Source organism: Methylobacterium soli (assembly GCF_008806385.1).
GTDB lineage: Bacteria > Pseudomonadota > Alphaproteobacteria > Rhizobiales > Beijerinckiaceae > Methylobacterium > Methylobacterium soli.
On sequence record NZ_VZZK01000051.1, the window covers coordinates 1 to 19,452 of the forward strand.

General features: G+C 60.9%; 9 protein-coding genes, 1 tRNA gene and 7 pseudogenes. 9 read left to right on the plus strand and 8 right to left on the minus strand.

Annotation, left to right across the window (positions count from 1 at the left end):
* Positions 1-399: aldehyde dehydrogenase family protein (locus tag F6X53_RS28515; RefSeq protein ID WP_151004749.1), on the minus strand; the 399-nt coding region annotated here is incomplete at its 3' end.
* Positions 400-501: 102 nt separating this feature from the next.
* Between F6X53_RS28515 and F6X53_RS28520 the strand changes: the two genes are divergently transcribed.
* Positions 502-1,404, plus strand: a complete 903-nt coding sequence (locus tag F6X53_RS28520; RefSeq protein ID WP_151004750.1) for a LysR family transcriptional regulator — start codon at positions 502-504, stop codon at positions 1,402-1,404.
* 70 nt (positions 1,405-1,474) lie between these two features.
* A pseudogene (locus tag F6X53_RS34125) lies at positions 1,475-1,580 on the plus strand (transposase); the annotation flags it as partial.
* Between the two features lie 355 nt (positions 1,581-1,935).
* Here the strand turns inward: F6X53_RS34125 and F6X53_RS28530 are convergent.
* Positions 1,936-3,618, minus strand: coding sequence for a DUF4011 domain-containing protein (locus F6X53_RS28530; RefSeq protein ID WP_151004752.1), 1,683 nt, complete (start codon positions 3,616-3,618; stop codon positions 1,936-1,938).
* 209 nt (positions 3,619-3,827) lie between these two features.
* The gene (locus tag F6X53_RS28535; protein ID WP_210386423.1) at positions 3,828-5,297 is read right to left on the minus strand and encodes a DnaJ domain-containing protein; all 1,470 of its coding nucleotides are present in this window, start codon (positions 5,295-5,297) and stop codon (positions 3,828-3,830) included.
* Positions 5,298-6,214: 917 nt separating this feature from the next.
* On the opposite strand from F6X53_RS28535, the gene F6X53_RS28540 reads away from it, so the two are divergent.
* Complete coding sequence (locus F6X53_RS28540; RefSeq protein ID WP_151004756.1) at positions 6,215-7,558, plus strand: IS1380-like element ISMpo3 family transposase; 1,344 nt, start codon at positions 6,215-6,217, stop codon at positions 7,556-7,558.
* 763 nt (positions 7,559-8,321) lie between these two features.
* Here the strand turns inward: F6X53_RS28540 and F6X53_RS28550 are convergent.
* From F6X53_RS28550 to F6X53_RS28565, 4 genes are all read right to left on the minus strand, one after another.
* Positions 8,322-10,763 carry a hypothetical protein gene (locus F6X53_RS28550; protein WP_151004758.1) on the minus strand — a complete coding sequence of 814 codons (2,442 nt, stop codon included), beginning with the start codon at positions 10,761-10,763 and terminating at the stop codon, positions 8,322-8,324.
* A gap of 301 nt (positions 10,764-11,064) precedes the next feature.
* Positions 11,065-11,841 (minus strand): hypothetical protein, encoded by a 777-nt coding sequence (locus F6X53_RS28555; RefSeq protein ID WP_151004760.1) that lies wholly within the window; start codon positions 11,839-11,841, stop codon positions 11,065-11,067.
* Positions 11,842-12,094: 253 nt separating this feature from the next.
* On the minus strand, positions 12,095-12,478 hold the full coding sequence (locus F6X53_RS34130; protein WP_425324710.1) for a helix-turn-helix transcriptional regulator: 384 nt from the start codon (positions 12,476-12,478) through the stop codon (positions 12,095-12,097).
* 968 nt (positions 12,479-13,446) lie between these two features.
* Positions 13,447-14,217: a hypothetical protein gene (locus F6X53_RS28565; protein ID WP_151004764.1), complete on the minus strand. Its 771-nt coding sequence runs from the start codon at positions 14,215-14,217 to the stop codon at positions 13,447-13,449.
* 247 nt (positions 14,218-14,464) lie between these two features.
* Here F6X53_RS28565 and F6X53_RS28570 point away from each other — a divergent pair.
* The 6 pseudogenes from F6X53_RS28570 to F6X53_RS28595 form a co-directional block, all read left to right on the plus strand.
* Positions 14,465-14,767 (plus strand): annotated as a pseudogene (locus F6X53_RS28570) (helix-turn-helix domain-containing protein); the annotation flags it as partial.
* A gap of 108 nt (positions 14,768-14,875) precedes the next feature.
* Positions 14,876-15,367 (plus strand): annotated as a pseudogene (locus F6X53_RS28575) (IS66 family transposase zinc-finger binding domain-containing protein); the annotation flags it as partial.
* Positions 15,368-15,466: 99 nt separating this feature from the next.
* Positions 15,467-16,471, plus strand: a pseudogene (locus F6X53_RS28580) (IS110 family RNA-guided transposase).
* A gap of 261 nt (positions 16,472-16,732) precedes the next feature.
* A pseudogene (tnpC, locus tag F6X53_RS28585) lies at positions 16,733-17,524 on the plus strand (IS66 family transposase); the annotation flags it as partial.
* Between the two features lie 30 nt (positions 17,525-17,554).
* A pseudogene (locus F6X53_RS28590) lies at positions 17,555-18,120 on the plus strand (IS630 family transposase); the annotation flags it as partial.
* Between the two features lie 12 nt (positions 18,121-18,132).
* Positions 18,133-18,907 (plus strand): annotated as a pseudogene (locus F6X53_RS28595) (IS630 family transposase); the annotation flags it as partial.
* Between the two features lie 346 nt (positions 18,908-19,253).
* Here the strand turns inward: F6X53_RS28595 and F6X53_RS28600 are convergent.
* Positions 19,254-19,329, minus strand: a tRNA-Thr gene (locus F6X53_RS28600).
* Between the last annotated feature and the right edge of the window lie 123 nt (positions 19,330-19,452).

The following is a 19,452-nucleotide window of genomic DNA, read 5'->3' on the forward strand; positions in this document are numbered from 1 at the left end:
GACGTCGATGCCGGTGCCGGCGCCTTCCGTGTACTCGCCCTTGAGGAGGTGCGGGATGCCGGTGGCAAACTCCACCACCTCGACGCCGCGCTGGATGTCGCCCTTGGCGTCCGGCACCGTCTTGCCGTGCTCGCTGGCGAGGAGCTCGGCGAGCGAATCGTGCTCGGCCCGGATCAGCTCCAGGAAGCGCATCATCACGCGGGCGCGCTTCTGCGGGTTCTGCGCCGCCCAGGCGGGCTGCGCCGCGCTGGCATTCTCCACGGCGGCGCGCAGCTCGGCCTTGCTCGCGAGTGCGACCCGGGCCTGGATCTCGCCGGTGGTCGGATTGAACACGTCGGCGAAGCGCCCACTGGTGCCCTCGACGGTCTTGCCGCCCATGAAATGCCCGATCGTGCGCATGGCCGCGCTCCTCCCTATTTTCTTGGCCAGGAGACTAACAGTTCAAAAAGCGGCGGGAACTCCCTATCTTTTCGCATTCGCTGTGCAATTTTGAGCAGGTCTATGCCAAACGATACGAATTGGGACCACCTCCGGTCGCTTCTCGCATTCGCCCGTGCGGGAACATTCACAGCCGCCGCCAAAACCCTCGGCGTGAAGCACTCCACGGTCAGCCGGCACCTATCCGATCTTGAACAGCAGATCCGCTCGAAGATTGTCTATCGCGATGTCGACGGACCAAAGTTGACCTTGGCGGGCGAGCGACTGGCCGTATCAGCGGAACTGATGGAAACTCACTTCAGGCAAGCGCAAGATGATATAGCCGGACGCGATTCATTGGTTAGTGGCGCGGTCAGGATCGGCGCTCCGGATGGCTTTGGAGCGATGTTCCTGGCGCCGCGGCTTTCCGATTTGGCAGACCGGTTCCCGTCCCTTGAGGTTCAGCTTGTTGCGATGCCACGCGTGTTCAATCTAACCAACCGCGAAGCGGATATCGCCGTGTCACTTACGTTGCCAGACCATGGCCGCGTAATAGGGAGAAAGTTGAGCGATTACAGCCTCGGTCTGTATGCGTCAGAAGAATATATCCGTAAGACAAGACCTATTTTGAAAATTTCTGATCTGCATGATCATAGATTTGTGAATTACATTGAGGACCTCATTGCGATTAACGAGCTTGATTATTTGGAGGAAGTTTCAAAGGATGTAAGCGCAACCTTTCAGAGCTCGAGCATTATCGCCCAAGCCAATGCAACTGTAAGTGGCTTCGGATTGTGTGTGCTGCCATACTTCATTGCGCTTCCGCACAGCGACCTCGTGCGTGTGCTTCCCTGCGAGATTAACTTAACGCGAACTTGGTATGTTCTCACTCATGAAACACAGAAGGATCTCGGTAAGATCCGGGCTGTCAGCGACTTCATCGTAAGCATAGTACAGCAGGCAGCGCCCAAACTAATATTCCCGTGAAACCTATTCCTTGGCGGGAGACAACTAACCGGCCGCGTCGCTGCCCTGCGGATATTGCTTGAACTGAGCGTTGTGGATCTTGCGCACGGGCGCCCCCCTGGGAGGATCTGCCGGCCCGCTACGGACCGATCGGGACGGTCTGGAGCCGCTTCTATCGCTGGCGGCAGGCTGCGGTCGTGTCCGTAATGGGCGTTGAGTTGATCCGCGCATGACGCGCACCTGTTCAGGCCGGCCCGGCCGCGGAAACACCATGGGGCAGGGCATCAATGACCGGCATCGCGCCGGCCATGCAGACCACCTGGATTGCCCTATGACCCACTTCATTGCGATTGCGCTGGCTTTCGTCGTCACCGTGCCAGCTCAGGCTAGCACACCTGCCCGATCACGGCCTCTTACGACGAGGTCGACGGCACCGGCGCGTGCCTCCGTGTGATTATTCTGCCTCGCGGCGCCAACGGCTCTGGCCGCGTGCATTCGCGGAAGTCAGATCATACGAGCACGACGAGTTCCCGCACCATACACAAGTCCGGATCATCGCCGACGCTGTATGACTCTCGAGGAGCTTCCTCCCCCACGTGCACACCAGACACAGACGCTGCTTCTGTCTCCTTCTCGCGGGAGCGGTTGAGCAGCATCCTCAAAGCGGCGTCGAGGCGATCGAGAGAGCCCTCTTTGTCGACCCACCAATCCGTCGACCAGATCCGACTCGGACTTGCGCCATTTGAGGAAGCCGAGTGCCAAGTAGAGCGTGTTGGCCCCGCCTTCATCGAGATCCGACTTCGCCTTACGGTAGAGGTCGACGAGGGAAGCATCGAGCTTCTTCGCATCGAGTGTCGAGAGAACCTCGTCTCGCTCGAGCGCGGCCCGTGCGTACTCCTCGCGAAGGCCTTCGCCGGTCAGCTGCCGATGCAGGTCCTCGTCGCGTCCACCCGCCCCAAGATCGGGCAGGGCGACGATCCGGATCCGCTTGCCCGCTGCCAGGCGATCCTCGAGGCGTGCTGGATCCGGGCAGATCAGCCTGACCGCCTTCGCGCCCTCGGGAAGGCTCAGGAGCCGGTTACGGGTCGTGAGATCGAGAAGCTTGCGCTGCCACATGGCAATACGGTCGGCGGCGGTCTGGAGCTCTGTGGCAACCTCAACATCGAAGCCCGGCAGCGCAGGGGCCTCCTCCAGTGGAGTGATCGCCTCCGCCACGCCTTCAGTTTCCGCCACAGCGCGTGGTGAGGCCGAACCGAGCGGCCGAATGCGCCGCATCCGTGCTCGGCGGATGTCGATTGCCATCACGAACTCGCCGTCGCGATCCTCAGCGATCTGACGCCGCCCAGCATCGATGGCCGCTTTGAATCCCGGCGCATGGGTCTGTGTCGCAAGGGTGGTCTCGAAGACAGCGAGTTCGCTGAGATCGATGCGTTTGCGCAAAGCGGCCGCTTCATCGGTAATCAGGGCTGCGAACTCTTGCGGCTGAAGCCAGACGCCGACGAGGGCATGCCCCTTCGTCAGCACGACGAGGGGGTTCAGCCCTGCCTGTTCGAGAGCAGCGGCAAACAGGAGAGCGGTGTCGAGACAGGTGGCGACACGACCTTCAAGGATGGTGGCCGGCGTTCGGACCTTCTGCCCCTCAGCCTCGAAGCTCGCCGGGGGAAGCGCGTAGCTGATCCGCAGCCCGCTCACAGCCGACCAGATGGCAGAGGCGAGTTCCCAGACGCGTGTTCGCGATTTCGCCTCGTAGCCATCGATGCCATCCTTCTTGCCGGCGCGCCGCAGGACGTCGGAGGCCGCCTTGAGGACCCTATCGACCGCCGGATCGTTCGGCATGACGAAGGCAGCCAGGAGCTCGGACATGGCCGAGGCACCGCCCCATTCCGACCGCCCGAGAAGCTCGACCGGGTAGTCGTGGCTGGCCAGAACCTCGCCCGCGCAGGTGAACTGGAGCGTGACGACCCCTGCGATAGCCTCGTTGAGCTCAGCCAGAATGCTGGCTCTGAGCTTGACGTCACGATCGGCGATCTGAACGGACGTGCCTGCGACGAGGCGGTCGATGCGCCACGTCCGAGCCTCCACGAACGGCGGATCCGCAGTCAGCTCAACGTTCAGGTCCTGAAATGTCTCCGATCCGTCGTTGCGGATCTCCAGTTCGGCGAGCACTGGCACCGCATTCTGATGAGAGGCAAAGCCGATCTTGCCCGCCACCGAGCCCTGGACCGCGATTGTCATCAAATTCCCCCGCGCAGGGGCACTAATTGCCCCGCAAGCCGGGTCCTGATCAACAGGCCTGATCGCCCACGACCTTTCGCTCCCCATTATCCCGCCGAGCGTGGTGTTCGCCCGCACGCTGACCCTGTGCTTCTTCGATCGTCGGCCGCTGAACCGTTCGACTTCACCATGGTGACCATGGTCACCATGAACACTCGCGCGAGCAGCGGTTACCCCTTCTTGATCGGGTAAAAGGTGCCCGACATCGTTGCGACTTTCGGTCCAAATGGTAGCTCCGGATTGGCGGCGTGATGTGCCATCTCTAAACCAAATTTCGTGAGCGACAGACCGCTGCCGGTCTGGCGGCTAAACAGTTCCCACAGCGGCTTCGCTTTCACTCCGGCCTTGGTGCTGATGCTCGCGACCTCATCTGAGGTGAGGTCCAGCGCACCTAGCCAAGCTTCCACAACATCCGGCCTACGCGCTGCCTCCTGCGCTGCTACGAGGTCGCCTAAGTAGGGCTCGATCGGGCAGAGGCTGAACGCGTCGACCGAGCGCCACAGCAGCTCGAAATCGATCATGCCGACGATCTCCCAAACGGCTGGATCACCACCCTTCGCAACAGCGCCATTGCGAAAGCGTAGGCCGAAGAAGCGCCGGTTGCCGGTCTCGTCCGCGATCAGGTCGTCGACTGCCTCGTTAGCTGTCCCGATCGGGGTGGTCAGTTGCCGCAGCTTGACGCTGTAAGACGTGCCTAACTTGCGCCGTCGAAGCCCCTCGCTCGTCACAAGGCTCTTCAGGACCGGCACCAGCTTCGTGGCGATCCGATCCACGTCGTCGATGAAAACGACAGGGTAGCGATAAATGTCGCCACTGCGTTTGTCCGCAAAGTCGGACAGGAGCACGGGATCGGTCGCCAACTCTTTGAGCGGGGCAAGGAACTTCAGCACGAACGTGGTCTTGCCACTCCCCTGTACCGGACTGAAAATTACCGGCATGAGGTGATGCTTCACAGGCCGGCCCAGCAGCTTCTGCTTAACCTGCCAGATGAAATGCTTCATCACGGCAACACCAAGTGACATATCGCCATCGAACACACCGGAAATGAGCCGGATCCACTCACTTTCGGCCCGATCCCGCTCGGACGCCGTCAGCTCGGACGACAGGAGCGGCTTGACAACCACGTTCCGCCGACGCTGCTGATCCTCACGGGTGATCTTCCGCAGAGCACGCTCGATGTCGCCTTTTTTGGTCTTATGGACCCTCACCCGCACGTCGAGCATCACTTCGTCGACCACATGATGCGGATCGAACTCTGTCGCCGCAAGCCAACCGTCAATGTCCATACGGCTGTGAGCCATCCGAGAAGCGGCCCGAACCTGCATCGAGCCGTCGAACAGGATCTCAATGTCGTGAAGCTTCATGAACTTGCGGACGAGGCGCACAGGATCGAGGCCGAAGAGCTTCTCGAAAAGATCATCATCGTCGAATCCTGCTTCTTCGTCGGCCCCCGGGCCGGCCTCGCCGCAGGGACTGAGGCCGTGACCCTTCGACAGCGTCTCATATGCCTCTTGGACCCGACGAAAACGTGCCTCGTCATCGGCTCCCCCTCCGCTCAAGTCAGGGTGATACCGCTTGGCGCGCTCTCGATAGGCGGCCTTGATTTCCTCTTGCCGCGCACCCGTCGGGATGCCGAGCACTTCACAAGCCTCATGTCTCGTCACCCGATCGACCTTAGAAAATGAGCGCGCCCCCCGCCGGACGTTAGGTAAATCAATGCTCGAGTCATCCCAGCGCGGATTTAAATTGGCACTCGAGCAAGCTTCGGAGATGCCGTCAGGCGAAAACCGCCCGGAGGGAAATCAGCGCATAGGTGGTCGCGCAGCCTCCACATTGAGGGAGCAGGGCAAGCACGTCAAGGGAGACGCCAATAGAAAATTTCGCCCCAAACAAAAAGACAAAATGTCCGATACCATAGAAACCGATTAGCCGGATTATATACAAATTTAATAAGCGTCGAAAAGATCTTAATCTGCAATTATTGGCACGACTTACAATTATATTCGCATAACTACTAATATCAATTCACAATGATGAGATTTCAATGACACAAAGCGAGACTCGATCAAGAAAACCGTGGGCGCTCTGCCGAGACGCTGCAAGCCCGGCGGACGCGCCGCTACTGAACGGATGACCGAGTCCTTACGGTGTGCTTAGACCGGGAAGGCTGTGCTACGCGGATAAGGACGGAATGCCTGACAGCGCCGAGTAGGCTCCGCCGCTCTCACACACCTCTCATGTGACGCTCAGCATTCTAACCGGCTTGAGAGGTCGGACTGCTCTGAGACGCGCCGGTGGTCAGTTAGCATAGAACCCGCCGCTTCGTCGGCATTCTCTTCTACGCAACAATTTTAAAGCTCGAAAAGAGGAGTGGATGCGTTCGCGCCTGCGTCCGGCTACCGGACGAATATGAGGAACGCCCGTCCTGAGTTTAACCCGTCTTATTCACGAGGACGGTGGATCTGGGGTGGCGAGCGTAGCATAAAGCATTGATGTAGCTTAGGGATTGGGTGCTGACGCCAAGCCTTCAGATCGCACCGAGCCTGCCACGCCCGCCATGTCCGATCCTACGTGTCTCCCGTTCGCGTTTCCATCCGTTCGGGGCAAGAAGCTCACAGCCGCCTTCGATGGCGGACGCCTGACCTCGGATGGCGGCGTCCTGCTGCTCGCCCAGGCCGCCCGGCGGTGGGACATTGCCGACAAGCTCGCTGCTGTGATCCCGGACCGTCGTGACCCCAGCCGGGTTCTACATCCGTTGCCCGAGATCCTGCTGGCGCGCATCCTGGCGATTGCCTGCGGGTATGAGGATGCGGACGACCTCGACCACCTGCGCGCCGACCCCGCCTTCAAGCTCGCCTGCGGCCGCCTGCCCGAGAGCGGGCACGACCTGATGAGCCAGCCCACCGTCTCGCGGCTGGAGAACACGCCGGGTCTGCGCGACCTCATCCGGCTCGGGCGGGTGCTGGTCGACCTCTACTGCGCCAGCTACCCCGTCCCGCCCGACGCCGTCACCCTGGACATCGACGACACGTGCGACGTGGTGCACGGCCAGCAGCAACTGTCGCTGTTCAACGCCCATCACGATGAGCGCTGCTTTCTGCCGATCCACGTCTACGACACCGCCACCAGCCGCCCGGTCGCGATGATCCTGCGGCCGGGCAAGACGCCCTCGGGCCGCGAAGTGCGTGGACATCTGCGCCGCCTCGTCCGGGCGATCCGCTGTCATTGGCCCAACACCGCGATCACCATCCGGGGCGACGGCCACTACGGCCGGCCCGAGGCAATGGACTGGTGCGAGAACAACCGCGTCGCTTACGTCTTCGGTTTGACCGGCACCAAAGCGCTGGCGGCCAAGGTGGAACAGACGGCCGATCACATCAGAGTTGTGCGAGCCATCGACAACGAGGACGCGGTGCGGGGCTTTGCCGAGACCCGGCACGCGGCCAAATCCTGGCGGCAGGAGCGGCGCGTCGTCGCCCGTATCGAGGCGACCCGGCTCGGCCTCGACATCCGCTATGTCGTCACAAACATCACGACCGGCACGCCGGAATGGCTCTATGCCGACCTGTACTGTGCCCGCGGACAGGCCGAGAACCTGATCAAGCTCCACAAGAGCCAGCTCGCCTCCGACCGTACCTCGTGCCGGCATCCCGCCGCCAACCAGATGCGGCTCGTCCTGCACACGGCGGCCTACTGGCTGATGCTGAGCGTGCGTGAGGCCATCCCGAAAGCGCACCGCCTCGCCACGGCCGAGTTCGCCACGCTCCGGCTGCGCCTCCTGAAGCTCGGCGCCCGCATCCGCGAGACCGCCAGCCGGGTTCGCCTCGCCTTCGCCGCCGCCTGTCCTGAGGCCGACCTACTGAGCCATCTCGCGACCACGCTCGCCCCAGCACCTGGCTAAACCAAGGGGCCGTGATGCCCCCACAAACCCGCTCCCGTCCCTCCAGTGCTGACAGAACGATCCAGGTCCACACGCGTCAGAACAGACGCCCGATCCCGCGCGCCATCGGCCCAAAACACGCCGCAAGCCACTGCCCGGTGAATAAGACGGGTTAATCTCCCGCGCCAGCGTTTCCTTTTCAAGGCTTGAGCAGCATTCGAGCAACCCTGACCGCAGGCAAAAGGCCACGTTTCGTTGAACGAGGCTGTTCGTGCGGCACTTTCCGCCGGCAGGTTAGATGCAACCGGCCGTGGCGAGGAACGCTGCCTCCCAGGCACCACGTTTGAACGAACGGATGTCCAGAAGAGCCTCTGACGTCCAGCCCACCGAGAGCACCTTTCGGCCGTCCCAGATGTCCAGGAGATAGTCCGTATCCAGACTTGCCCACCGAGAGATCGGAGTTAGAAGGCTGATCCGAAAGCGCTCGTTCTTCCACATGCAATGCGGAGTGCCTGAGACATCAGTCATGTATCCTGTCGTAAGGAGCAAGATAGCATGATCTCTGATCGAGCGAACGTCCTCTGCTCTACTCACCAACATTTCTCCAATATTAAGATAAAATCGAAGATTGAGAACTGTCTCGGTTCCGTTTACACAGCCAGACGAGCACAAAGTTGACGCAACAGCGCCCGATGCCTTTAGCAACGCGTTCGGAAACCGCGCCTCAGCAACTTATGAGGCGAGGGCTATGTGAACTCCGAACGCGCGACTTTTTGCCAGAATGTCATGTCGACCAAGAACGCCGTCCTGCACGCAGGATTGCCTTGGCCTGTCGAAATCGATCCTGCGGCGAGCTTGCGGCCCGTGCGGCTGCGAGCAGCATCTGCTCGGCTTCATAGAAGGAAACCCGGGCTCGCCTGAGCTCCTGGCTAAGAAAGTACAGCTCCGCATCGCCGTGCCCCGGCAGCACCCCAATGGCATTCCACCTTTGCAACGCCTGGTCGACCCTGGCCTGATCAACGGGCGGTTGCTCGAACGTCCGGCCTGCTGATTGGTGCTGGATTGGCTCGGCCTCATAGTCTGCAGTCTCGACGGGAATGGCATGTTCCAGCCAGTCGTCAACATTCAGAGGCTTCCTGATCCCGCCCCGGAAGTCCTTCCAGATTTTACCTGATCGATCCCCAGGCTGGCACGGCAAGTAAAAGAGTGAGGCGGCGTGACGCTTAGTCATGTCGACGCCGTGAGCCTTTAGTTGCGGCCGGGCCGGATCCCTCTTGGCCAAGGAGAAGCCGGAGTCCCGGACCACTTGAATGAACTGGTCCACGATCGAGCCGTACTCGGCCGCAGAAACAGTTCGGGTTGTCGGGATGTGGACCCGATAACGAGGCTGCGCCTTGGTGCTGCTGAAGCTGTTAAAGACCACAATCCGAAGTTGAGGAAAGATAGCGGCAAGATCCTTCGGGTTCATGTCACCGGCGTCAACATCGATCCAGACTCCATTTGCGTAGAGGACGTTGGCCAGTCCTCGGGTCGTCGTTCCGGACAGCATCAAGTCGAATACTGCCGGACAGATAAGGTGATTGTCTTCCTTCTGAAGAAACTTCTCCTTGTGAGCCTTCTTGAGGGCAGCGATGAAGATATCGTCGGCCATTTCGGGCACAACCGCAATAGGGCGAGTCGCTTTCAGGTGGGGGAAGAGGGAACCTCTGGATTTTTGCGCAACGTTTTTCTTGTATTTCTCTTCTAGAGGATTTCCGCTGCACCTTTTCTGATGGCCAGATCTAACCCATGAGGAGGCGACATCCTCCCCAATGGTTGTGATCTCATTCGGCTCGGCCGTCATCATGGCAGCGAGCCGAGAGATCTCCGCGTTACGCCGGGCTCGGTGAGCCCGGCTTCGGGCCGAGGAGTCGTCGAAGCGCCGCTTGCGACCACGGAGCTTCCGAACGGCGGACTCATCCATTCCAGTGTCGAGCTTCTGCACCGTCGAGCCCGGAAGGAGGGCCTGAAGATGCTCGGCCGAGGAGCGGTCAGGAACGACAATTTTCTTCATGCTCCGGCTGTCAGGATCCCGGATTGAGCAGCGCATGACCGTCTGGTAGACCGCCTCCTGGTGGACCGCTAGCCTCACAGCCTCGGGATCGGCCCCCCTCCATCCCAGGAACCGATACTGGTCCGGGGGCGGAAGCCGGGCGGACAGATACACGATGTTGTCGAAGTGCGAGTAGCTGTTCAGGCCATGGGACACCTGAGGCAATGGCTCGGCTGGATGACCGTGAAACAGCCCTATGTCCATCACATCCTTGTTAGCGATCCAAACGAAGGGCTCGCCGCCCACCACAACAGCTGCCGATGCGGCGATGGCCTTGAGCATCCTCCTATCGTTCTGGTCACGCAGTCGTTTCGACCAGTGGCGCTCGGTGGCGTAGTAGATCCGGATGAGCTGACCATTGGCATGTTCCTTGTAGCGGAGCCGCTTAGCCAAGGCGGCGTCCTCAACAAACTGGATGCCTTGAGCTGACCAGATCTTATACAGCAGCGAGTTGTGGAAGTTGGCGCCAAGGATTGTCACCCTCTTGAACCCAAAGAGCACCTTCGGGCGGAGCAGAAAAAAGAGCGTCAGCTTCTTCCCGTTTCCCCTCAGAAGGGCCTCGTAGCTGGCAATGCTGGCGTAGCCGCTCAGGTTCGGCGACAGGAGACTCCTCGCAGTCGAAGCGAAGACCTGAAGAGCCGCGTCCTCCGGGTCAGCCAGCTTCTTCAAAGCCGAAGGGCTCTTCACTACGACTCGACCGTATTGCGGCCCTTCTGGCCGCAACTCTATATGGTCAGTCAGGTACGTGTGGGTCTCGGGAGCAATAACCTCAATAGCACTGTATATCTGCGGGATCTCGTCAATGAAGACGGTCCATGCTCCCCGATTTGGGAAGAACGGCAGCCTCACAAAGGCGGACCACGTCACGACGAGGATTCGGCCATTCTGCGGTCCTTGGCTCAGAGCGGCCAGCACCGCCTGGACGACCGATCCCGCAACTGCGCTATGGATTACATCAACAATCACCGTCGGAGTAAGGCTGCGCAGAGCCACCTCAACCTCACCGCAGAGGCTCAGTGTCGGCAGGACAAAAATCACCGCTTGCCCAGCTGCGGCAAGCGAACGAGCGTGCCGGACTGCGGAATACGTCTTTCCCGCACCCGCCAAAGCGTTCACTTTAAGAATATGGCTCATCGCTTTTTTGAGAATGCTGGAAGGTGGGATATCGCGGCTGACCCACGAGGGCTTCCGTGGGCCCTCTCCACCGGCTTATTTCCAGTGATTGCTCAGCCTCTCAGCCTGTGCGAGATGCTAGCATCAGCCACTCGCTCACCTTCGCTGAACAAAGCTCAGCGACGGTCGAATTGACACCAAACCAGGCGAGCTGCTGAAGCTGTCTAAATGCGCCAGAGGGGCACGCTAGCATTCACTACGTTGCAGAAATGCATAGTAAGCGTGTCCGAGATCTGGCGCACTTAGAGTCTAGTTCAGGGGCCTATTCGTCCGCTAGCTCTGCCTCAATCCTCGCGAGCCTTTCTTCCAGATTGCCAAAGAACATACTGAGTAAAGCTAGCTCTTCAGCCGTCCTCTCAGAGCATCCCAGAAACTCAGCGTTCTCCTTTATGCCGGCGTCGTAAGCTTGCTCTCCGTGAGAAACTTCGTCGAGCACCGATTGCTGGAAGCTCTTGAGCTCAGGTGCATAAGCGGCGAACATTCCGTCGAAGGGCAATTCAATGTCCCTCGCGTATCCGTACTCGGCATAGAATTTCTTGAGGCGCTCTACTTCTACTCTAGTCGCGCGCCCAATGCTTTGCGTAATCATCTGGATAGCAACCGCGGCTGCTTCCGAGTCGGGGGCCAGGCATGTGAGTGCACGAAACTTCCCCGGATAAGCAGCCCCGATAGCTTCGGCATCTGCCCTCGCTATAGCTTCTGCGAGTTTGGCGTAGCAACGTACAGCTTCCTTGCTGCTCCCCGCGCCATCTTTGTGTGCATTCACATAACCTTCGGCATTGCGACTGATCGCCAAAGCAATCTTCATTTCTTCGTCAGTCGGCAAGTAATCGCCGTCATCGTCGTCCAGTGGCGGCGAAGCGATTTGAGTGATCGATGTTGGCTGTCCGTGCTCCTCGGAACGCACTACGGCGCCAAAGCGCCCTAGCATCGGCACGCTTCTCAGGCACGTGGCCCACGGGCTGCGCACAAGGATCGCATCTGTGACTTGAGTTTTCTTGGGATGTGCATCACGGCTGGTATTTTCCTGATCGTTCATGTAACCTTCACCTTTGCGAGTTTGTTGATCCTCTCTGAACATCATAAGAACGCCGCTTGTGTAATTTGGCAGGCTCCGATGCGCAGATGCCTTCGATGTAGTCTTTTTGGATTTAGGTTTTAAGAGCATATCATAAAGGGAATACGCCCTCGTTTAATCAGAACATGCTCTCGTATAAAAGAGTTTAGCTGTCGATTATGACTGTAAGCCCGCATCAGATCTGTTCGGCTGCGGATTTGGGCTGGCAAGGACCTCAGGCTGAGCTCAGTCTGCCGGATATGCGATGAAGCCCGCGAGCCTGGGCCTCAGTCGTAGACGCGACTATCCGGCTGGCCAGCCACTGCTCAAGGTCCGAGGAGCGATAGCGGACGGAGCGGCCAAGCTTAATCATCGGTGGCCCGCCACCGGAAATGGCGAGTTTAGCGAGGGTTGCTGGTGCGATCCCAGTCCGCTGAGCTGCCTGAGTCCGTGTGAGAGGTGGTTCTTGCGGGTAGTGCATATTGAATCTCCGCCGACTTAGCCGGGAAATGCCCGGCGCGCTTCGGAGACTGGCGGCATTGACGCCCGCTGGGAACGTCCGAACGGTTTGCTGGTTCGGGTTCAAGCCTACGATCAGCGTAGGTAAATGGCTGAACATTCGCGTAAATTGGGCTCTGTGCTTTCATCCGAGGGCGCAGAATGTGTTTGTGAGATCGGCTGCTTACTCGGCTTCGTACACGTCGGCGCAGAACAAATTCCCAAGTGGGAGGATTGGAATGGCTTCGCTCGCGAGTTTTCGCTCTACTTCCGGAGGGCACCGTTGACGCGGTCCGTGGCTGCTGCGGGTCCGGGTCGCTTCAGCGGATCGATCGCGTGATCGGCCTAGCTCGCCCGCGGGGTGCGAGCGCGACTTCGCCGGGCGCTTCCCACGCTACGGCCGGGGGTCGTCCGGAACAGGGCATTCTCGGTCCCCATCTCGACCAACTGCACGTTTGCCTGAGAATGCAGCGAGAACGCCATGCACCTCTGGCGATGGTGAGAGGTTCATGCTTTCGGCTTTCCCGGCACCGTGAAGCATGTCGGGCGCTGGCTGTCCGGGCAGCGCATCCACCCGGCCAAGGCTGCAATCCGGTGCCTGCGGGTACTGTCGGCAGAAGCCCTGGCCGCCTCGACTTCACGTCCACCTGTCCCTTCGGCGAAACAGCGGTCGTGGCATCTCCTGCGCGAGCCGAACAATCTTGATATCGAGGCTACCGCACAGGTCGGGTAGGGCCTGCAGGATGGCGAGGCGGCGAGGCTCGTCGACTTCGGGCGGCCGCAAGGGGGGCGTACAGGCTAGCCCCAACGCCATCGCGGCCTTTCACGCGTGGCTGAATGAGGTGCGTGGTCGCGGTATGCGGGGTCGACGAGCGCTCTACCGCTAGCCGCAGTCAGGACGGAGTCGCCATCGGTGCCAGCCTGCGCCTATCGTAGAGCAGAGGGTAAGCCGAGGGGCAGGCGAGCCGGCTCGAGCTGTTCAAGCGATCCATGTGCAATCATCCTGACATCAATCAGCTCCGCCGCCATTTCTTCCTCGCGGCCTGATAAATTAGGATCGGCTGTGAACCGCTCTGCTGACAGAACCGATCATCTCTGAGGAAGATTGCCACCCTTCTCTTGATCCGGCGGGCGCAGAAGTGTAGCCATGTAGCCCACCTTCGCTTCTGAAAGCTTGCCGCAATCACTTGACCAATGTGTTGAAATATAATGTTCAATCGACTTTTTTCCGATGCGCCGACTTTCATCAACTTGGAGCGCACGGCTCGCTTGCATCATCAAACGCAAGGGGGGAGAGAGATAGCCCTCAGACGATTCGCTTGCACTAGACTGATCTGAACTATAATAACGTTTATTGTTCATATTTATGCCGAAACCTGTGGAGCTCCAGGATTTATTCACTAAAATGTCCTCACCTGCTCGCCCATCGGAGAAAATTATGTTAGTACGGAAATGTAGGTGAAGAGCGATGTCTGCATCATTGGTGAGCCAATACGAAGCAGGGATTGGCAGCAGGCTTCCGTCAGACCCCAACGCCACAACTAAGTCTGGGTTATTGTTGAAGTGAAAGCGCGCATGCATTCTCGCCATTAGAGATATCATGTCAAAAAACTGCAATGATTTCATTACCGGGATTTCATTGATCCCTGCGTAAATTTCCATGAAATCCAAATGTTCTCGGTCTTCAGTGGAGACTTGGTAACCAAAGAACGAAGCTGCACATCGAATGCACTCATCATTTGCGGTTCCAATTCCTGCGTCGACGGGACAGTCGGAGTTTGTGAATGTAAGCGCGTTTACTGCCAGGCGCAAAATCGCCGGTCTTACGGGTTCATATCCCTCAGGAATAAGTACATTCATTTTGCCGCATTCCATCCTGACAAGTGGCAAAGTTTGAAATGCAGCTGATCTGGCTTATGTTTCGGTGTCAAGTACTACTCTTGGCTTAGCAGTTGTTAGTTCACAGTAGCTAAGCGCAGCCTGCAACGTTTGGCAGGATGGGCCAACATAGGCGATGCTATCGCTAAGCTTTAGCGTCTTAGAGCCGGTCCCGCGCCGCTTGAGACGGGTTTGCGTGTGGCGCGTTGACGGGTGAAGGAGCTTGCCCATGCCTTCCCCGTTGTCTGTGGACCTGCGCGAGCGTGTTGTTGCTGCCGTTGCGGCAGGTGCCTCCTGCCACCGCGCCGCGGCCCGCTTCGGGGTCAGCGTGTCGAGCGCCAGCCGCTGGTCGGAGCGTTTTCGTCAAGAGAAGCAACTCGCGCCGAAGCCGATAGGCGGTGATCACACCTCGCAGCGGATTGAGGCGCGTGCCGCGCTGATCCTTGCGACCTCCAAGCAGAAGCCGCGTCTCTTCCTGCGCGAGCTGCGCGACCGTTTGGCTGAGCAGGGCGTGCGTAATTACCCACGGGGTGGATTGGTCGTCGGTTGGACGCCTGCGGCTGCGCTCCTGCCGAGCCAGGCTTGCCTCTTGCGCAGGTCGGCTCTTGCGCGGGTCGAATTTCGCTGATTCCTTCGTGGGATGGGTCGAAGCGAACTGGAACGGCTGAGCCGCGAGGAGCTGATCGAGCTGGTGCTGCGGCTGCAGCGACCGGAGAAGACGTCGCGCACCTCGTCCAAGCCGCCCGCGACGGATCGCAAGGATCAGCGCGAGCACTCCAAGCCTGGCGGCGCCAAGCCCGGTCACGAGGGTCACAGCCGGGTGCTGAGCGACGATCCCGATACGCTCGTCGAGCATCGTCCCGAGGCGTGCGCGTGCTGCGGCGCCAGCCTACACGCCGCTCTTCCGGCGCAGGTCGTCAGCGTCTGCGAGCGGATCGAGCTGCCTGAGGTGACGCCGATCGTGACGCAGCACCGCCGGCTCGCGGTCCGTTGCCCGAGCTGCGGGGAGCGGGTTGTCGCACCGGTGCCGGAGGCGGCGCGCGGCACGCCCTTCGGTCCGCGGCTGCATGCGGTGGCGACGTACCTCAAGACCTTTCAGGCCTTGTCCTACGAGCGGCTGCAGGCAGCGTTGTGCTGGTGTGGACGGCCTCTCATCCCAACGGCTTGATAGCGCTTTGGCGTTTCAGCCAGATGAGAGGAGCGTCCAGTGAACTGTCCCGTCCGCATCGGCATGGATACCTCCAAGTCAGTCTTCCAGCTCCACGGCGTTGACGAGAACGAGCTCGTGGTCGTCCGCCGACAGTTCCGGCGTACCGAGATGGTCCGCTACTTCGAGCGTCTGCCGCCGGCCCTGGTCGCCATTGAGTCGTGCGGCAGCTCCCATCATTGGGCGCGCCTGCTCCAGTCGTTCGGCCACGAGGTGAGGCTGATCCCTCCGCATTACGTGAAGCCCTACGTGAAGCGCGGGAAGAACGACGCGGCCGACGCCGAGGCTCTCTGCGAGGCGGTCACTCGGCCGAGCATGCGCTTCGTGCCCGTGAAGTCGAAGGAGCGCCAGGCGGCGTGCATGCTGATGAGCGTGCGGGAGCGCTTGGTCAGCGTTAAGTCGCAGCTCTCGAACGCCTTCAGGAGCTATGCGGCGGAGTTCGGCATCGTCGGAGCTGCCGGCCGGCAGAACGTCAATGCGCTCATCAAGCGCGTGCTGGAGGACGAGACCCTGCCCGAGATGGCGCGGGAACTCTTCCGCTTCCAGGCAAAGGAGTACGCCGCCGTCGAGGCGCGCCTCGAAGAGATCGAGGCCAAGCTGATGCGGTGGCATCGCGAGGATGACGTGAGCCGACGGATCGCGACGATCCCCGGCGTTGGCCCTATCGGATCGACCATGCTGAGCATGAAGGCTCCGCCGCCAGAGACGTTCAGGTCCGGCCGTGACTTCGCGGCTTGGATCGGGCTGACGCCGAAGGATCACTCGACTGGCGGCCGCCAGAGACACGGCGGCATCACGAAGGCTGGGGACTCGGCGCTGCGCTCGACGCTGATCGTCGGCGCGACCGCCCTATTGAGGCACATCCGCAAGGGCCGTCATAAGCCTTCGGCGTAGCTCGCCGCACTGCTGGAGCGGAAGCCGCCCAAGCTCGTGGCGGTGGCGCTGGCCAACAAGTTCGCCCGCATCGCGTGGCGGTTGATGGTCACCGGCGGCGTCTACAGCCAGCCGCGAGCCGCCATGCCCACCTGACCCGAGACCGGCGCCGGCGAGCGAGGCTGCTCGGCGGATCGCCCAGGAACTTGCAGGACGCAGCAGATGGTATGACCGGTCGGTCGATACGCGTGAGCTTCCGAAGGTTACACTGACCTATCAGGTCGCCGATGTGCTTGGAGCGCGCGTAGCGAACACCATCTTGGCCAGCGGGCTTCGCCCGCGCGAACAGGCCGGACATCTGAGAGCAAGCGATCAGGTCAGAAAGCTGCTACATCCTGACAAGTGGGGGCCGTCCACATCTGTAACCTGTTCGGCCTCACCCTCAGCCAAGGCGGGCTGATGAACCTGCTCCGCCGCGCGCAAGGCTGCTTCCGTGCCGGTCGTGACGCGGCCATCGCGACCCTGCGCAAGGCTGAGGTCGTCGCCTGCGACGAGACCGGCGTGCGCATCGAGGGCTCGAACGCTTACCACTGGCTGTTCCACTCGGCGCAAGCCGTGGTGCACACCGCCTCGCCGACGCGCGGTGCTGTCGTGGTGCGCGAGATGATGGACGGGCACCGGCCCGCGGTGTGGATCTCCGACCGCTACACCGCCCAACAGGGCCATGCCGCCGAGCACCAGACCTGCCTGGCTCATCCGGCGCGCGATGTCGCCTATGTCGTCGAGGCGAGCGACGATCCCGTCCCCTGGCGCCTGCAACTCTGGTTGCAGAGCGTCTTCGCCCTGGCCGAGCGCGTCACCGACTTGGCCGCCGCGACGCTGTCGGCCAAGTGCCGGACCTTGGATCGGCAACTCGGCGCCATCCTGACCACGCCGAGCCGCTGTGACCTAACCCGCGACCTGCAGGCCAAGATCAGTCGTGCGCGCGATCAGCTCCTGGTCTTCCTTGCCCACCCTGGAAAGGTCGAGCCGACCAACAACGGCTCCGAGCGGCTGCTTCGTCCGGCTGTCGTGCAGCGGAAGGTGACCAACGGCTATCGCGCCATGTGGGCCGCCGAGGGCGAGGCCGCCATCCGCACCGTCGTCGATACCGCGCGCCTCACAGGCAGCAGTTCCTTCGGCGCCATCCTCAAAACTATCGGCGCTTGAACCCTGCCATCAAATGCGTGGGTAATTACGGGCGTGCAGACCAGCACGAGCGGCCTGTCGCGCTTCTTCCAGCGGCATGGGATCACCTGGAAAAGGGGGCGACGTATGCAGCTGAGCAGGAGCGTGCGGACGTAAGGTCTGCCCGCGAAGCTTGGTTTGAGGCGCAGCCCGAGCTCGATCCGGATCGACTGGTGTTCCTGGACGAGACGGCCGCAGCCACCAACATGGCGCGACGCTACGGTTGGGCGCCACGCGGCGAGCGCTGCCGGCTCGCCGCCCCGTGGGGGCATTACAAATCCACGACCGTCACGGCCGCCCTGCGCACGAGCGGGCTGTGTGCCACCGCGCTGCTTGATGGACCCACGAACGGCACGCGTTTCCGCAGCTACGTCACCGACACCCTGATCCCAGTGCTGCAGCCTGGTGACATCGTCGTCATGGACAACCTGCCAGCCCACAAGGTGGCCGGCGTGCAGGACGCGATCGAGGCCGCGGGAGCCAGGCTGCTCTACCTGCCGTCCTACAGCCCTGATCCCAACCCAATTGAGCAGGCCTTCGGAAAGCTCAAAGCGCTTTTTCAGCAGAAGACCAAGCGGCGTGCCGCGGGTTCCATGGTGGAGCAAGGTCCGACACCAGCTGCCCACGGTGTGGTGCGTTGGCGCTTGGTCGATCTGGCTCAGATCCTGTTTGAGGACCACGGGGTCTCAATCTCCGAGCAGACGCTCAGCCGGGTTCTGCGCGCCATAGGCTTTCGCAAACTCTCGGCGCGGCCCCGCCATCATGTCCAGGATCTGCAAGCGGCTGTTGCTTTTAATAAAATTTCCCCGCCCGTCTGGCGGAGATCGCGCAAGCCGCAGGCAGCAAGCCCGTAGAGGTCTGGTTCGCGGACGAAGCGCGCGTCGGCCAGAAGAAAACGATCAGGCGGCGCTTGCGCCCGCCGCCGCACACGACCCGCAGCCCCGAAGGATTGGCGCACCGAATCTGCCTACATCTTCGGGGCAATTTGTCCGGCCCTGGGTAAAGGCGCCGGTCTGGACATGCCCCGATCCACCACCAGGGCAATGAGCCACCACTTGGCCGAAATCGCCCAAGCTGTCGCCCCCGACGCTCACGCCGTCCTGCCCCTTGATCAGGCGGGATGGCACCTGCCAAGAAACTTGCCGTACCCGCCAATCTCACCCTGCTGCTGCTACCGGCGCGCTGGCCTGAACTGAACCCGGTCGAGGCGGTGTGGCAGTTCCTACGGCAGAACTGGCTCATTAACCGGATCTACGCCTCCTACGCCGACATTGCCGATCACTGCTGCCATGCTTGGCAAAGGCTCATCGAGAGCCCTAGCACACCGTGTCCATCGGACGACGCGCCTGGGCCCATGGGTTCTAATCAATGAAAGTTGGTATCAGATAGTACTTCCCGCGAACTCGCCAACTGCTCTCATTCACTCCTCTTCGTGGGGAGGCGAAAACGGTTCGCGGGCTGATCTTCCACTGCGACGTCACACCGCGGAAGCTCTACTTCATCGAAGGCATGAGCAGAGATCAGGGCTCGCTTGCGTAAGTTCGAACGGACTGACTCGACTCACGATGTGCGCCTGCCACAACCGACAAAGCTACCATTTGCGGAGAGCCGAGCTTCTCGAGCGTGGTCACCCAGTGGTCACCGAGAAAGGCTCCGACCCTAGGCCCTTATTGAGCTGGCTCTATAAGGCATTGTACAAGAAGGGAGAAAATGGTGCCGCAAGAGGGATTCGAACCCCCGACCCCCTCATTACGAATGAGGTGCTCTACCAGCTGAGCTATTGCGGCGCGATCGCGACGGCGTGTGGGGCGCGGCGGATCGTTCGGGTGAGGCTCATATCCGGCCGGGTTCGTCTTGGCAAGGCATGGCCGGCGTCGATGGCCGGCAGGGCCTCGTGATGCGGGCGCCGC

Coding starts and splice junctions, on each gene's coding strand:
- F6X53_RS28520 (WP_151004750.1), top strand. CDS start 502: ATGCCAAACGATACGAATTGGGACCACCTCCGGTCGCTTCTCGCATTC.
- F6X53_RS28530 (WP_151004752.1), bottom strand. CDS start 3,618: ATGACAATCGCGGTCCAGGGCTCGGTGGCGGGCAAGATCGGCTTTGCC.
- F6X53_RS28540 (WP_151004756.1), top strand. CDS start 6,215: ATGTCCGATCCTACGTGTCTCCCGTTCGCGTTTCCATCCGTTCGGGGC.
- F6X53_RS28550 (WP_151004758.1), bottom strand. CDS start 10,763: ATGAGCCATATTCTTAAAGTGAACGCTTTGGCGGGTGCGGGAAAGACG.
- F6X53_RS28555 (WP_151004760.1), bottom strand. CDS start 11,841: ATGAACGATCAGGAAAATACCAGCCGTGATGCACATCCCAAGAAAACT.
- F6X53_RS34130 (WP_425324710.1), bottom strand. CDS start 12,478: ATGTTCAGCCATTTACCTACGCTGATCGTAGGCTTGAACCCGAACCAG.
- F6X53_RS28565 (WP_151004764.1), bottom strand. CDS start 14,217: ATGAATGTACTTATTCCTGAGGGATATGAACCCGTAAGACCGGCGATT.